The organism is Cupriavidus sp. GW822-FHT03E04, assembly GCF_058801495.1.
Genome location: NZ_JBXANI010000018.1, coordinates 1 through 14,070, shown reverse-complemented (window position 1 = coordinate 14,070; position 14,070 = coordinate 1). Strand labels below are relative to the sequence as shown.

Annotated in this window: 14 protein-coding genes; 7 read left to right on the top strand and 7 right to left on the bottom strand. The window is 65.5% G+C overall.

What is annotated here, in order from left to right; translation table 11 throughout:
- Window positions 1–222: 222 nt before the first annotated feature.
- Window positions 223–714, top strand: a complete 492-nt coding sequence (locus AC1RQC_RS25025) for an Lrp/AsnC family transcriptional regulator (protein WP_043352404.1) — start codon at window positions 223–225, stop codon at window positions 712–714.
- 81 nt (window positions 715–795) lie between these two features.
- Here the strand turns inward: AC1RQC_RS25025 and AC1RQC_RS25020 are convergent, their stop codons facing one another.
- Complete coding sequence (locus AC1RQC_RS25020) at window positions 796–1,494, bottom strand: GNAT family N-acetyltransferase (RefSeq protein ID WP_441637517.1); 699 nt, start codon at window positions 1,492–1,494, stop codon at window positions 796–798.
- Between the two features lie 417 nt (window positions 1,495–1,911).
- Between AC1RQC_RS25020 and kefF the strand changes: the two genes are divergently transcribed.
- Complete coding sequence (kefF, locus tag AC1RQC_RS25015) at window positions 1,912–2,493, top strand: glutathione-regulated potassium-efflux system oxidoreductase KefF (protein WP_492828731.1); 582 nt, start codon at window positions 1,912–1,914, stop codon at window positions 2,491–2,493.
- 10 nt (window positions 2,494–2,503) lie between these two features.
- Window positions 2,504–4,318, top strand: a complete 1,815-nt coding sequence (kefC, locus tag AC1RQC_RS25010; protein ID WP_492375222.1) for a glutathione-regulated potassium-efflux system protein KefC — start codon at window positions 2,504–2,506, stop codon at window positions 4,316–4,318.
- Between the two features lie 49 nt (window positions 4,319–4,367).
- Here the strand turns inward: kefC and AC1RQC_RS25005 are convergent, their stop codons facing one another.
- On the bottom strand, window positions 4,368–5,006 hold the full coding sequence (locus AC1RQC_RS25005; protein ID WP_043350405.1) for a TetR/AcrR family transcriptional regulator: 639 nt from the start codon (window positions 5,004–5,006) through the stop codon (window positions 4,368–4,370).
- Between the two features lie 23 nt (window positions 5,007–5,029).
- Window positions 5,030–5,824, bottom strand: a complete 795-nt coding sequence (locus AC1RQC_RS25000) for a DUF1835 domain-containing protein (protein WP_492375221.1) — start codon at window positions 5,822–5,824, stop codon at window positions 5,030–5,032.
- 284 nt (window positions 5,825–6,108) lie between these two features.
- Here AC1RQC_RS25000 and AC1RQC_RS24995 point away from each other — a divergent pair, with 284 nt between their 5' ends.
- Window positions 6,109–6,954, top strand: coding sequence for a L,D-transpeptidase (locus AC1RQC_RS24995; RefSeq protein ID WP_492884974.1), 846 nt, complete (start codon window positions 6,109–6,111; stop codon window positions 6,952–6,954).
- Window positions 6,955–7,020: 66 nt separating this feature from the next.
- Window positions 7,021–7,491 carry a universal stress protein gene (locus AC1RQC_RS24990; protein ID WP_492375219.1) on the top strand — a complete coding sequence of 157 codons (471 nt, stop codon included), beginning with the start codon at window positions 7,021–7,023 and terminating at the stop codon, window positions 7,489–7,491.
- A gap of 4 nt (window positions 7,492–7,495) precedes the next feature.
- Here the strand turns inward: AC1RQC_RS24990 and AC1RQC_RS24985 are convergent, their stop codons facing one another.
- From AC1RQC_RS24985 to AC1RQC_RS24975, 3 genes are all read right to left on the bottom strand, one after another.
- The gene (locus tag AC1RQC_RS24985) at window positions 7,496–7,774 is read right to left on the bottom strand and encodes a DUF1488 family protein (RefSeq protein WP_183032748.1); all 279 of its coding nucleotides are present in this window, start codon (window positions 7,772–7,774) and stop codon (window positions 7,496–7,498) included.
- A 92-nt stretch (window positions 7,775–7,866) separates the two neighbouring features.
- Window positions 7,867–9,966 (bottom strand): FUSC family protein, encoded by a 2,100-nt coding sequence (locus AC1RQC_RS24980; RefSeq protein WP_492375218.1) that lies wholly within the window; start codon window positions 9,964–9,966, stop codon window positions 7,867–7,869.
- Window positions 9,967–10,518: 552 nt separating this feature from the next.
- Window positions 10,519–11,766, bottom strand: coding sequence for a nucleoside recognition domain-containing protein (locus tag AC1RQC_RS24975; protein WP_492375217.1), 1,248 nt, complete (start codon window positions 11,764–11,766; stop codon window positions 10,519–10,521).
- A 308-nt stretch (window positions 11,767–12,074) separates the two neighbouring features.
- Here AC1RQC_RS24975 and AC1RQC_RS24970 point away from each other — a divergent pair, with 308 nt between their 5' ends.
- A complete protein-coding gene (locus AC1RQC_RS24970) occupies window positions 12,075–12,791 on the top strand; it encodes a GntR family transcriptional regulator (protein ID WP_492375216.1) in 717 nt (238 codons plus the stop codon).
- A 222-nt stretch (window positions 12,792–13,013) separates the two neighbouring features.
- Window positions 13,014–13,184 carry a hypothetical protein gene (locus tag AC1RQC_RS24965; RefSeq protein ID WP_492375215.1) on the top strand — a complete coding sequence of 57 codons (171 nt, stop codon included), beginning with the start codon at window positions 13,014–13,016 and terminating at the stop codon, window positions 13,182–13,184.
- A 9-nt stretch (window positions 13,185–13,193) separates the two neighbouring features.
- Here AC1RQC_RS24965 and AC1RQC_RS24960 read toward each other — a convergent pair whose 3' ends face one another.
- A complete protein-coding gene (locus tag AC1RQC_RS24960; protein ID WP_492884972.1) occupies window positions 13,194–13,589 on the bottom strand; it encodes a DUF488 domain-containing protein in 396 nt (131 codons plus the stop codon).
- Window positions 13,590–14,070 lie beyond the last annotated feature (481 nt).

Sequence of the window (14,070 nt, the reverse complement as noted above, 5' to 3'; positions counted from 1 at the left end):
ACGTCCGGGGCGATCCGGCCGCATTTGCCATGGCAGTCTCTGACGCCCTGTTCCTGTGCATGGGCCGTACGCCGCGGCGGCATCTTGCACCTGGAAGGCGATCGCGCAGGGCGAAAGGACGCCGGAAGAGACAGGTCGCCATAAAAAATTGCGTACTTGTGCACGGTTTGCTAAATTTGCGCAAAAAAATTGCCGACAAACATATTGCGGAGCAACAATATCGTGAGCAAGGTGGAGCTGGACAAGATCGACAGGAAGATCCTGGAGGTGCTGCAGACCAACGGGAGGCTGACCAACCTGGAAGTGGCCGAGCGCGTGAACCTGTCGCCCAGCCCGTGCCTGCGACGCATCCGCCGGCTGGAGGAGGTTGGCGTGATTCGCCAGTACGCGGCGCTGCTGGAACCCGGCCGGATCGGGCTGGGGCTGCTGGCCTATATCAACGTACGGCTCGAGAAGCACGGGGGCGCGCCCAAAGGCAAGGCGCCGCTGGACTTGTTCCGCGCTGCCATCGAGATCTGGCCGGAAGTGGCCGCCTGCCACGCCATGACCGGGGAGATGGACCTGCTGCTCAAGGTCTACGTGGAAGACATGGAGCATTTCGCACGCTTCATGAAGGACCACTTGCTGGCCCATCCCGCGGTCATCGACGTACGATCGAGCTTCGCCCTCGAATGCATCAAGGACACCACGGCCTTGCCGGTACCAGGAGGCTGAGAGCCTCGCGGTTATCGCCGGCACCAAAGAAAATGGCGCGCCGGGCGGGCGCGCCATCGGTACGATGCCGGCAGGCTTCGCTCAGGCGGTGTGCTTTTGCGGCACCATCGAGCGCCAGAAGCGCAGGCCGAAACGGCGCGCATCGCGCAAGTTGCGGCGCAGCATGTAGTCGAGGTCGGCAACCTGCTCGTCGAGCGCCTCGGTCAGGCGGCTGACGGTATCGGCAGGCGGCAGCTCAAGGTAGGCATCGGCCTCGCCGTAGGCATACTGCACCTTCATGCCGGCCTTTTTGGCAATGTGCATCATGGCGGCATTGCGCGACAGGCAGTGCATGTACAGGGTGCGCACATTGCTGTTGCGGCCGTGCATGGCCGCACGCTCGAACAGCGCGCTGCCAATGCCGCGGCCACGTGCGCTCTGCGACACGGAGACGCCGAACTCGGCGACGCGGCCCTGCGTGTTGTCGCGCAGGTTGGCAAAGTGGCCCACGCCGATCAGTTCCAGGTGCTCGTCGTACACGCCGAACACGGTGTCGTGGTCGAAATCGATGCTGTCGACGTAGGCTTCGATCACATGATCGCCAACCGACTGGCCAAAACGGAGCAGGCGATCCTCCTCGCCCAGGGCGAGGAAATGCTTGAGCAGGCGCGAGCGATGATGCGCAGCCAGTTCGCGCACCAGGGTGGTGGGGCGATGCGAGGCTTGCGCTGCTGCGGCTGCACGGCGGAGATCTTCGTCGGATACGGCCCCGACGGCCTTGCTCAGTTCGAGCGGATTCACTTTGTTTTCCTTGCGACGTAATCAGGTATAAAAATAGCACTCAGCGGGTGTTCGTCCATGCACTTTCGACAAATTGGTCGGGCTACAAGGGCAAACACTATCTTGCTGCAATGCAAAAAGTATTGTAGTGGATTTGTCAGTTCCACGTAAGGTGAGCATCGCATCTACCTTGTTCGATTTTGTAAATTCCAACTAAATCTATATAAATCAATCAGTTGTGTGGTGCTTGAAGGGCGCTTTCCGCCCGATGGTGTGGGTTTGCTGCAACGCCGCATACCGGCTTTCGCCGGGCCGGGGCACGGGATTGGCCCTGCTTCGCGGTGGCACAGCCCCGGTTATTCACAGATGTAAGTGCTTTATGCACATCTTTTTTGGCCTCGCGACTACTGTTGCGCAGCTGATTTCTCAGGATTTTTCGTGGACCCCAAGGCCGAGCCCCCGATTCTCGTTATCTACGCCCACCCCAGGCCGCAACTGTCGCGCGTCAATCGTCCGCTGGCGGCGGCACTGGAAAGCCTGCCCGGCGTGACCGTGCACGATCTCTACACCAGCTATACCGACTACGACATCGACGTGGTCGCCGAGCAGCGCGCGCTCGCGCGGGCCGGCACGCTGGTGCTGCAGTTCCCGGTGCAGTGGTACAGCATGCCGGCGCTGCTCAAGCTGTGGGTGGACGATGTGCTGGAGAGTGGCTGGGCTTACGGCCCCGGCGGTACGGCGCTGCGTGGCAAGTCCATGCTTGTGGTGGCCAGCACCGGTGGCCACGCCGACTCCTACGGGCCCGACGGCACGCATGGCCACAGCATCGAGGAATACATGCTGCCGCTTGAGCAGACCGCCGTGCTGTGCGGCATGAGCTGGCTGTCGCCACTGGTGCTGCACGATGCCAACCAGGCCGATGCCCAGGCGCTGGCCGACCATATCGGCCGGGTCACCGGTGTGCTGGGCGGCATTGCCGAGGGCGCCCGTGGCGTTGCCTCCAACGCCGCCGCAAGCTGAGGAGCACGCCATGGAACAACACGATTTCCTGGTGGCCCTGGTGGTCTTCCTGGTTGCCGCGGTAGTGGCGGTGCCGGTGGCGCGCCGCTTTGGCCTGGGCGCGGTGCTCGGCTACCTGCTGGCCGGCGTGGCGATCGGCCCGTGGGCCCTGCGGCTGGTGACCAACGTCGAGTCCATCCTGCATTTTTCCGAGTTCGGCGTGGTGCTGATGATGTTCGTGATCGGCCTGGAGCTCGAGCCCAAGAAGCTGTGGGCGCTGCGCCGCGTGATCTTCGGCTATGGCGGCGCCCAGATGGCGGCCTGCGCGATCCTGCTCGGCGGCGTCGCTGCGCTGGTCGGGGCATCGTGGCAGGTCGCGCTGGTGGCGGGCCTGGGGCTGGCGCTGTCGTCCACCGCGATCGCGCTGGCCACGCTGACCGAGCGCAATCTCTTTGGCACGCCGGCGGGCGCCGCTAGCTTCGGCATCCTGCTCTTCCAGGACATCGCCGCGATCCCGATGATCGCGCTGTTGCCGCTGCTGGCTGCCGGTGGCGCAGACGCCGGCGCGTCCGGCGCGGGGGGCTGGCTCGGGGCGGCAAAGGCGGTCGGGGTGATCGGCGCCGTGGTGGTGGGCGGGCGCTATCTGGTCCGCCCCGCGCTGCGCTTTATCGCGCGCACCGACATGCGCGAGATGTTCACCGCCTTCGCGCTGCTGCTCGTGGTGGGCATCGCGCTGATGATGGACGCGGTGGGATTGTCGATGGCGCTGGGCACCTTCCTGGCTGGCGTGCTACTGGCGGACTCGGAGTACCGCCATGCGCTGGAAGCCGACCTTGAGCCCTTCAAGGGCCTGTTGCTGGGCTTGTTCTTCATGGCGGTAGGCATGTCGATCGACTTCGGCGTACTGATGCGCGCGCCGGTGCAGGTGGCAGCCCTGGTGGTTGGCTTCGTGCTGCTCAAGACGCTGGTGCTGGCCCTGCTGGCGCCGCGCTTTGGCATTGCGCGCGGCCAGTGGTTATTGTTTGCGCTGCTGATTTCACAGGGCGGCGAGTTCGCCTTCGTGGTGTTTGGCGTGGCGGGCGGTGCCGGCTTGCTGCCGGCGCGCACCGAGGCGCTGCTGGTGCTGGTGGTGGCGCTGTCGATGGTGGCCACGCCGCTGCTCCTGCTGGCCTTCGACCGGCTGGTGGCGCCACGGCTGGCCCGCCTGGCGCGGCGCCCGGACGACGTGATCGCGCCGCAGGACAACCCCGTGCTGATCGCCGGCTTCGGCCGCTTTGGCCAGATCATCGGCCGCCTGCTCTATGCGCAAGGGATCGGCGTGACCGTGCTGGACCACGATCCCGACCAGATCGAGTTTCTGCGCCAGTACGACTTCAAGGTGTTCTACGGGGACGCCACGCGCATGGACCTGCTTGAATCCGCGGGCGCTGAGCGGGCCCGCATCCTGGTGGTGGCGATCGATGGCATGGAGGACAGCCTCGCGCTGATCGACAGCGTGCGAGCGCGTTTCCCGCACCTGCAGATCTACGCGCGGGCGCGCCATGTGTCGCACGTCTACCAGCTCAAGGACCGCGGCGTGCATTTGTTCGAGCGCGAAGTGTTCGAGGGCTCGCTGTTGCTGGGCCGTCGCGTGCTGGAGGGGCTGGGCTACGATCCCGTGCAGGCCCGCTCGGTCGCGCTGCGCTTTCGCCGGCATAACATCGCGGCGATCGAGCGCTTCTATCCGCATTACACGGACCAGAAGAAGCTGGTCTCGCTGGCGCGCCAGGCGCGCGACGAACTGGAGGAAATGTTCCGCCAGGACCGCGATCAGCGCCGCCAGCGGGAAGAGGAAGACTGGTCCTGAGGTGCCGCGCCGGCGCTGCAATGGCGCCGGCACTGCCTATGAATTTGTGTTACTCGACACCACGCAGCCGCGCTGCGGGTTCTGCGCGCGCACCGGGCAACCCGCCCGCCAGCAGGTCGATCACCATCTCGGCGAACTCCGCGTACGACAGCTTGCCGCCTGGCTTGAGCCAGGTGAAGGTCCAGTTGATCATGCCGAACACCGTCATCGTCAGCGCGGCCTGGTTGTCGCGGGTGACGCGCTCGGGATAGGCCCGGCGCAACTGGCGGGAGAAGGCGGCCACCACGTCGCGCTCGCGCTTGAGGATCTGGTCGCGCTGCTCCTCGGCGAGGAACTTGACGTCGTTGATCAGGGCGACATGCCGGGTCTGCGAGGTCTCGTACTCGGCCAGGAAGGCCCGGATCAGGTTGGAGAAGCTATCCAGCTCGCTGCGTCCCTGGCGTTCCGCCTCCGCCTCGACCTCGGTCACGATCAGCATCAGCCGGCGCGTGTAGCGGTCGAGCAGGTCGAACAGGATCGCCTCCTTGCTCTCGTAATAGTGGTACAGCCGGGCCTTGGAGGTGCCGCAGGCGGCAGCCAGGTCGGCCATCGAGGTGCTGGGGTAGCTGCTGGCGGCAAAGGCGGCGGCAGCCAGGTCCAGGATCTGCTCGCGCTGCGCCTCGAAATCGGGTGCCTTGGTACGGGCCATGGAGACCTTCGCCTTTTCTCTTTTTACTCGCCGCCGGCGGACAGGTTGCGGCGCAACTCGCAGGTCTGCAGGGATTCGGCATTGCCGCGCAGCACCAACTGGCCGGCGCCAATCAGCTCGCGGCAGCGCCAGAACACAAACCAGTCGCTGGCCAGCAGGCCTTCGATGGCGCCCATCACGCCGCCCACCACTTGCGCGGCCGGCGCCCATTCCAGCGGGGCGCGCTCCAGGATGACTTCGTCGACCGTGTGGTAGGCCGCTGGCACCAGCGTATTGCCCTTCCACAGGCGCACGTCGGCGTTTTCCTTGACGTTCTGCTGCCACTCATAGCCCAGGCGGCCCAGGCGCAGGACCGAGACCGGGGCGATGGTGGAGAAGCGCCGCGCCAGCCGGGCCGCGGGATACATGCCGATAGCGGCCAGGTTGCCGCGCGCGGGCGCTTCCAGCTCGCGCATGTCCATGGCCACTTCATTGATGCGCTGGGGCGACTGGTAGAGGTGAAACACCACCCGGCGCAGCATCAGCTGGTCGGAAGCGCTCTGGCCATGCCAGATGGCAACTTCCAGCTCGTCCTTGCGCAGGCCATGCAGCTGGTCGAGCGCTTGATGCATTTCGGCGGCGAAGTCGATGTCGCTGTGCGGCGCCACGCGCTGCCAGAAACCGGAGCGGATCAGCCCGCTGCTATCGACATCGGCCAGCGGCCCGACGGCGAGGTCGTCGCGAAGCACGACGACCGGGTCGGGCCTGGCGGCCTGGGCGAGGGCTTGCCGTAGCGTGTTGCCCGCTACGTCGCCATTGACGACATGGATGTATTGCATGGGCGTGATTGTATATGGATGCGACCTGCGTAAGGCACGAAACGCGGCGGCTGAGCCGCCACGCTCGGTACGCTGGCGATCCTTCGTCCCCGGGGAAGCGGCGTCCGACATACACAACGGAAATAGTCCGTGCCTTCGCGGTCTATATAAGTAGACCGTCCACCGTTTCGGGACGGTGGCGTCGGAGCGCTTCCGTGCGTGGAGCTTGATCCTGCACAAGGCGCCGCGCCGCGTAAACGTCAACCATGGCGTTTAGCCGCAACGCCTGTCTAAAGGAGGCAATCATGTCGTGCGCTCGCCTCGGGCGGGCCCGCGTCAAAGGTTTTCGGCGCTGGCTCGCTCGCTTCAGACGACGTCTGGCGCCATTGGCGCTAGCCGCGCTGGTGGCGTTCCAGCCACCACTTGCCGCCGCCAATGAGCTCAGCATGGTCCGGCAAGCATTCGCGCAACAAGTGTCCCGCCATCTCAGCCTCCCGGCGGCCGTCGCCGTGCGGTATGCCGGCTTGCTGGCGTCCGCGCTACAGGCAGACGGGCGGGAGGCCGATGCGGGTGACTGGGCTGTGCTGGTCGATCGCAACCCGCGCGTCCAGGCCGCCATGCTGTTCGCGCGGCCCGCCGACGATGCGCCCTGGCAGTGGGTGGGCGCCGCGCCCGTCTCGACAGGCAAGCCAGGCACTTTCGATCATTTCATCACCCCGACCGGTGTATTCAGCCACAGCATGGACAACATGGATTTCCGTGCCGAGGGTACCTACAACGAAAACGGCATCCACGGCTACGGCGTCAGCGGGATGCGCATCTATGACTTCGGCTGGGTCGATGCCCAACGTGGCTGGGGCAAGGGCGGGGAGAGCCAGATGCGCTTGCAGATGCATGCCACCGATCCGGACCGGCTTGAGTCTCGGCTGGGCCACCCGGCTTCCAAGGGATGCGTGCGGATCCCCGCCACCCTGAATCGCCTCCTTGACCACTATGGTCTGCTGGATGCCGACTACCTGGCCGCTGCGCAGCGCGGTGACTCGCTTTGGGTCCTGGCGCCGGGCCGGGCGCCGGTGGCCCGGCCCGGGCGCTACCTCGTGATTGTGGACTCGGGCGCGCACGGAACGTCCGCGTCGCGCGGGGGCGAGTAGTATCGAATCCGGCGGAATGCGATGCCGCTTCCGCCACTATCCGTTGTTCTACTGGAGAAAATGGCAATGACGAATGCGGCTTATAAGAAGATTGTGGTGGCAGTGGATGGCAGTGCAACCTCCGACCTGGCGCTTGCCGAGGCAATCCGGATCGCGGGCACCGGGGGCGCGCAAGTCCTCGCCTTGTATGTCGTGGACAACGGCCAGCTTATGTTCGACGTTGCGTATTACGACCCAACGCCCGTGCAGCAAGCGCTGGCCGACAGCGGCGAACGCGCGCTGGCGGCTGCCGCGCAACGCCTGAGCGCGCAGGGCGTGCGCCATGAAACGCGGCTGGTCACCCAGCAGACCGTGGGGGGCGACATTGCCAGCGCGGTAAACGATGCCGCAGCTGAATGGGGCGCAGACCTCATCGTGATCGGCACCCACGGCCGGCGTGGCGTGCGCAGGCTGGTCCTGGGCAGCGTGGCCGAGTCCGTGATCCGGCAGGCCAGCGTGCCGGTGCTCCTGGTGCGCGGCCAGGCGGCGGAAGGCTGAGCCTTCAGCCTGCGAATCGGATGTGCCCGCTACGTAACAGGATTTCCCGCGCCTGGGTGAGTTCGAACAGGCCTTCGGCAATGCGTTCGATGCGCTGCCGGTGGCTGGTAAACGCCCGCACCAGATCCTCCTCGCGTGGGGAGCGGGCGCCGAAATGGGTCTCGAGCGCCTCGGCCGTGATCGAATACAAGGTGGGTTGCCCGTTGACAGTGGCGGGGCAGGAGAGGGTCAGGCTAGCCGCACAGTAGGTGGGGACGCTGCGGGGAAAGGAAATTTCGGGCATGGCGTGCCTCACACCGGTCACTGAGGAATGGAACCATTCTAGGAGATGGTTCCGATCCGCGATGAACGCAGAGTGCTGGGCTTTGACCGTCATCAACCCGGATAGGGCAAATGCGGGCCGTTGGGCCTGGGCTGGCCGCCGGCCAGCCGGTGCACGGCGGCCACGGCTGCGTGGGCGGTGTTGATCTGGGCCGAGGCGAAGCCGGCCTGTTCAACCAGAAACCGGTCCAGCGGTGCCGCGGAATCCGGCAGGAACCCGCTTGCAAGCGAAGTCACGCCTGCGCCGGGGTTGGCTGCCAGGTCGGACAGCCGTGCGGCGAGGCCTTGCAGGACGGCCTGCGTGGCCGGTTCCGGCTGGCTCTTGCCTGCTTGGGCCTCTAGCCCGGCGCGCACCAAGCCAGCCAGCGCTGCCATGCGCCGCAAGGCCAGGTGCAGCTGGGCGTACTCGCGGGCCAACTCTGGAGCGAGCTCTGCCACACCCTGCTGCAAGGTTTGATCCGCCCGGCTGGAGGTACGCCCGGCCGCCATGCGCAAGGCTTCCAGCCGTGTCTGCGTCGGCGCGGGCGAGCGGGTGGGCGAGGCAGTGAACGCGCTGGCGCCGGCAAATGCGGCCCGCAGGTACGTTGTGTTTGCCACCAGCGCGTCGAGGCTATGGCGATACACCCGCGACAGCTCGGCCCGCGGCGCCAGCACATAGTAGCTAGCCAGGGCGATCAGGCAGCCCAGCGCCGTGTCGATGCCTCGCAGTGCGGCAAAGTGGCTGCTGTCCGCCGCTGGAGCCCCGACCCACGAGAACAGGATCACTGCGGGCGTCAGGCACATTGCGAAGGCCCCGGGACTGCCGGCGAGCCGGCACGTATAGGCGGCAGCCAGGCAGGCCGCGCTGATTGCCAGGGCCAGCGGCGCCGGCGGGTGGGCCAGGCCGATGGCACAGGCCAGCAGCGCGCCGGCCAGGGAACCCGCGAAGCGCAGGAACGAGATCCTGCGCGTGGTTTGCAACTGGGGGCTAAGCACCATGATGACGGTGACCGCTACCCAGTATCCGTGATCGACTCTCCAGAACTGCGCCGGCATCAGGCTCAGGCCGCCAGCCAGCGCCAGCCGCACCGCATGGCGGGCCACGCGGGCATCGCGGGCGGTGTGCTCCGCAACCACGGCGCGCCAGCGTTGCCATGTCCGGCGCATGGCGCGCCGCGGCCAACGGTACTCGCGGCGCCAGTCGCCGAAGGCCGGATAGCGGGCCAGTGCGCTCAGCGCAGCCTGGTACAACGGCGGCGCCCCGGCATTGGCCAGCGGTGCATGCAGCCGGCGCAGTTCGCCGGCCAGCGCCGCGCATAGCGACGGCAAGTCAGGCGCGTGATGGGCCAGACCTTCGCAGACCTGCTCCCGGACATCGGTGACGCAGCGCAGCAAGTGGCGCAGCGGCAGGTGCTCCGCACTGCCCGTGTCACCGGCTTTGGGGCCCGCGTCATCGGCCCGGCTGCGCAGTTCGGCGGCAACGATCAACAGGGCGAACATGGCATCGGCCAGGCTCACCACATAGGCATAGTGCATCAGCCCAAGCGGGTCCCGCAGGCTGCGCCGCATGTTGATCGCCTGATGCGCAGCCTCGATACGCTCGCGGATGTCGCGCTTGGTGGCCGTCGCATCGCCCACGGGCGCATCGGCCGCCAGATCGGAGGCAAAACGCAGCAACGCATCGAACACCGCCAGTATCTCGGCGCGCGGCCGCGTGTCGCGCGCGGATCGGATGAGGGCCAGGCTGACGACGCAGGCGAAGATGCCGCCGAGCAGGAATTCCTGGCTGCGGGCCAACACACGCATGGCCAGTTCGGCCTCGCCCGCTGGTTGCAGGCAGGAGGCGATCAGCACCACATAGAGCAGCTTGGCCGACAGCGCGGGCACGGGGCCGCGGGTCTCGGCCAGCCCGGCGGCCAGCCCGGCGAAAAGCACCACGGCGAGCGCCGTCCATGGCGTCACCGCTGCAGCGGTGCCCAGGGCACATGCGGCGGCACCGCCAATGCCGACGGAGCCCAGTGCCGCCAGCCGTTCGGCGGCGGTGCCGCGGCGGTCGGCCAGGCAGGTCCAGATCGAAGCCGTTGCCGCCCACAGATAGCCCGCTTCCCCGGTGAGCCATCCCGTGCCGGCCAGGACCAGGAACGAGAAGGCGTAGACCAGGCCTCTTTGCAACATCGAGGCATCGGGGCGGGGCAGGCGCAGCGCGGAGATCATGTCGGCAAGAAGGGTGGGCGCTGCGAGGCGGAGATTCGCCCTGCCAGGCGCAAGAGACAGGTTGACTCTACGGGATCGAATGTTGCGTCGCAACATTTTGCGCGAAATTCGAGGTTTCACCCCGGAGCGGTGCGGCCTGGCCTTCTCATGGTGCAGCGGCTGAGCTTCTTTGGTGCGCTGGGCAGGATCGGCTGCGGCCGATGCCGTGAGCCGCCACAGCAATGGCAAACCATGGCGATTGGCAAAACGCGGGCAAAAAAAACCCGCGCAGTTTCGTGCGCGGGCTGGAATCCACCGAGGTGGTGGAGGAGACAGACTCCACTATATATGATTTGTTGCGTCGCACCAAGCGGCATGTAGGCCAAGCGTGTCTGGCTTCACAAACATGTTGTATGTGAGCAACAAAGTAGCGGCTTAATACATCGAAAGCTCGTCTTCTATCATCTTTCGCCCTGTTTTCGTCGAGTGTTTGTCGGCAATTCGTCGGTTTTATCGCGGCACGGCGTGCCAGTTTCAGCGGAAGAACAGGTAGGCGATGCCGATCGCGGCGCACAATCCCACAAGATCGGCGAACAAGGCACAGGCAAGCGCGTGCCGTGTGTTGCGGATGTTGACGCTGCCGAAGTACACGGCAAGCACATAGAAGGTGGTTTCGGTCGAGCCCTGGATGATCGCGGCGAGCTTACCCTGGAAGGAGTCGACGCCATAGGTGCTCATGACGTCGATCATCAGCCCGCGGGCGCCCGCGCCAGACAGGATTTTCATCAACCCGACCGGCAGCGCGGGGACGAAGGCGGTGTCCAGGCCCAGCCAAGCAAAAGCGGCGCTCAGGCCCCGCATCAGGACATCCATGCAGCCGGTCACCCGAAACAGCCCGATCGCCACCAGGATTGCCACTAGATAGGGGATGATCTGCACAGCGACGCCGAAGCCTTCCTTGGCGCCGTCGATGAAGGCCTCGTAGACGTTTATGCCGCGTACGGCGCCGCAAATCAGGAAGACCACGATCAACGTCAGGATGAAGCCGCTGCCAGCCAGGGCGGTGGCGGTGCTCACCTGTTCCGGGGGCGCGTGCCGCAGCCAGAGGAAGACTCCGCCGACAGCCGCCGCCAGCAGCCCGAAGGCGGCCAGCACGGCTGGCTTGAGCACGTTGAGCCGCTGCGCCCAAGCCACTGCCAGCAAGCCGGCAACGCAGGACACGCAGGTGGCAAGCAGGGTCGGAAGGAAGATATCTGCGGCATTGAACCCGACCAGGCCTTGCTTGACCGCGATCGCTTGCCGCATGGCGATCACCGAAGTCGGGATCAGCGTCAAGCCAGCCGTGTTCAGCACGATGAACATGATCTGCGCGTTGCTGGCTGTGTCAGCGCGCGGATTGAGCGACTGCAGCTCCCGCATGGCATTGAGGCCGAGCGGCGTCGCCGCATTGTCGAGCCCCAGCATATTGGCCGACACATTCATCATCATCGCGCCCTGGGCCGGGTGGCCCTGCGGAACGCCGGGGAAGAAGTGGCGCAAAAGCGGATTGACCGCCCGCGCAAAGACGTCGACTACGCCGGCGCGTTCGCCAATGCGCATGATGCCCAGCCACAAGCTCATGACGCCCGCCAGGCCAAGCGAAATCTCGAACGCGGTGCGTGCGTTGTCGAACAGGCTCGCGAGCATCGCCGGAAACACCGCGGTATCGCCTGTCGCCACACGAATGCAGGCGACGATGAAGGCGAGCAGGAAGAAGGAGAGCCAGACCAGGTTAAGAGCCATCGGCGAATCGCGGGCGGGGTTTGGGAGAGGCTACGCATCATAGCCTGCCGGACCCGTGCCCACGGCACATGGGCGGCGCGTTGTGCCAGGGCGCGGCGCGCCCTGATGTGAGCCTTGGCATTGGCAATGTGTGTTGCGCAAAAACCGTAGTGCGCCGGTATACAATGCGGACAATGCCGCCGCGGTCGCATTGTCCCTCAGCCTTCCGGGCCAGCGCCGCGGTCCCTGATCCCTTTGACACTCGTTCGCGATGGCTCGCCCGTGCGCCACACCCGAGGACAGTGTCTCGCCGACCCAAGCCAGAATCTATGTCCGACGCCCATGGTACCGAACACGCACTTCCTGGTTCGGATTCCGCCGGCGCCAGTCTTGGCGCCCAGCACTCCCCATTGTTTGCCCTGGTGACCGATACGTTGCGTGAGCGCATCCTCGGCGGGCAGTACAACCAAGGCGAGCGCCTGGTCGAGAACAAGCTTTCCACTGAACTTGGCGTGTCGCGCATCCCCGTGCGGGAAGCGCTGCGCGCGCTTGCCGCCGAAGGCCTGGTGCGCATCGAGCCCCGGCGGGGCGCCTCGGTGGCGACGCTGTCGCCGAACATCGCCAAGGAAATGGTTGAAGTGCGGGCCACCCTGGAGGGGCTTAACGCCAAGCTGGCTGCCCAGCGCCGTGATCCTGCCCTGATCGCCGAACTCAGCGAAGTGCTGCGCCAGGGCACCGAGGCCGCCGCGAGCGGACGCTCGGAGCGTTTCATCGAATTGAACACCCGCTTCCATGAGGTGCTGGGCAATATCGCGGCCAATAGCGTGCTGCAGGATATGGTGCGTACGCTCAGGGAGCGCACAGGCCTGCTGTTCGCACCGGCCAACGTGACGCGTGCCCGGCAGAACTGGGAAGAGCATGCGCAGATCCTGCAGGCCGTCATCGCCGGCGATGCGGATCTGGCGGCGCTGTTGGCGACGCGGCACGTCTATAGCGCCGCCAAGGCAGCCGAAGATGTGGCCGAGGCCGCCGCCACAGGTTCCTGAGCGCTGGTAGATAGTATTCGATATACGGAAGAGATCCCGCACCAGGTCAAGTCAGCACCCGCCGCCACCAGGGCGCTGCTTTTCGTTGATTTCATTGGTATTTCTGGGCGTTCCGGCGGCAACCCAATGCCCCGGAATGGGGCGTTTGCAAGCCTCAGCATGACGCAGTGCACCAAAAATCGGTATACTGTCAATCCTGATGAACCACAATAGGGATTGACCATGGACTACCCGACGCCCGCCTATTTCCGGCAGTCGGTTGGCGAGCAACTGCTGGCCCACTATGCCGAGCGCAACGCTGTGCGCCATCGCACCCCGCTCCTGCCTATCCGCTGGCCAAGCCTGCGTCCCTTGTTCCGCCGCCAGTGCGTGCGCGACCAAAAGGCGGTTTGAGCGCACCGCCTAAGATAGCGCGGCCCCGCGCGCCGCCAGCAGGGCGCGCAATATGGAACGGTGGCATCTTTCCTCGTGTTCGCAATAACAGCCAATCGAGAAGTTCGTTTGCTGTGACATCGCGGCCAGCAGATCCAATGTCCTGCTGGCTTCCGGGCGCGCCATTTCCGCACGAAAATGCCGCTCGAATGCCCGCCATGCCTTTTCATCCGCTCCGCTCTGTATGTCCAAGGCTTGTGCAACCAGTTCGGCGGAGGGCGACAGGTTCGGAAACCACACATCGTAGTAGTCCCGCTTGGCGAACTCGGCTTTCGGCACGCCCCGGGGCGGCCTGCGTACGGTGCCGATGCGGATTCCCTCGTCGGGCTGTCGGGGCGAGCCGAGCTTCACGATGCGAATGGTCATGCAAGTTCCTCCTTCTATATAGAGTGCCCCGCGGGTGTAGCGGACTTCGTCGTGTGCCGCCCGGGCCTGTCCTGCGGCCATAGTTTGCCGCAGCCAGGTGGCCGCCGGCTAGCGCCGTGGCTCGGCGATGCCAACGGGCCTTCATTAGTCTTTTGCAGCACTTTTCTGTTGGTGCCAGAATCATTTCAGAAAACGCTTGCCAAGGCCGAGGGGGTCCCCTATGATTCGCCCCCTCGCAACACGAAACACCGCTGCAAAGCAGACGGGACAAGGGTTGCGGGGTTGGCAGGGGTGGTTGGCGGCGCGCACGGCGCAGCGAGCTGAAGGAAAAAAACCTGTTGACGAAACGATGATCACGCTTCATAATCTCGTTTCTCTGCTGCAGAAAACGCAGCGACGCGGTGAGCAAAGCGAACCGCGGCCAGTTCTTTAACAAACAAACAACCGATAAGTGTGGGCGCTTGATAGCGGATGCGGAAGA

Bases quoted from the DNA above. Each gene is read 5' to 3' on its own strand.
- AC1RQC_RS24995 (WP_492884974.1), top strand. From the start codon at position 6,109: ATGTCGTGCGCTCGCCTCGGGCGGGCCCGCGTCAAAGGTTTTCGGCGC.
- AC1RQC_RS24965 (WP_492375215.1), top strand. From the start codon at position 13,014: ATGGACTACCCGACGCCCGCCTATTTCCGGCAGTCGGTTGGCGAGCAA.
- kefC (WP_492375222.1), top strand. From the start codon at position 2,504: ATGGAACAACACGATTTCCTGGTGGCCCTGGTGGTCTTCCTGGTTGCC.
- AC1RQC_RS24960 (WP_492884972.1), bottom strand. From the start codon at position 13,589: ATGACCATTCGCATCGTGAAGCTCGGCTCGCCCCGACAGCCCGACGAG.
- AC1RQC_RS24990 (WP_492375219.1), top strand. From the start codon at position 7,021: ATGACGAATGCGGCTTATAAGAAGATTGTGGTGGCAGTGGATGGCAGT.
- AC1RQC_RS24970 (WP_492375216.1), top strand. From the start codon at position 12,075: ATGTCCGACGCCCATGGTACCGAACACGCACTTCCTGGTTCGGATTCC.
- AC1RQC_RS24980 (WP_492375218.1), bottom strand. From the start codon at position 9,966: ATGTTGCAAAGAGGCCTGGTCTACGCCTTCTCGTTCCTGGTCCTGGCC.
- AC1RQC_RS24975 (WP_492375217.1), bottom strand. From the start codon at position 11,766: ATGGCTCTTAACCTGGTCTGGCTCTCCTTCTTCCTGCTCGCCTTCATC.
- AC1RQC_RS25000 (WP_492375221.1), bottom strand. From the start codon at position 5,824: ATGCAATACATCCATGTCGTCAATGGCGACGTAGCGGGCAACACGCTA.
- AC1RQC_RS25005 (WP_043350405.1), bottom strand. From the start codon at position 5,006: ATGGCCCGTACCAAGGCACCCGATTTCGAGGCGCAGCGCGAGCAGATC.
- AC1RQC_RS24985 (WP_183032748.1), bottom strand. From the start codon at position 7,774: ATGCCCGAAATTTCCTTTCCCCGCAGCGTCCCCACCTACTGTGCGGCT.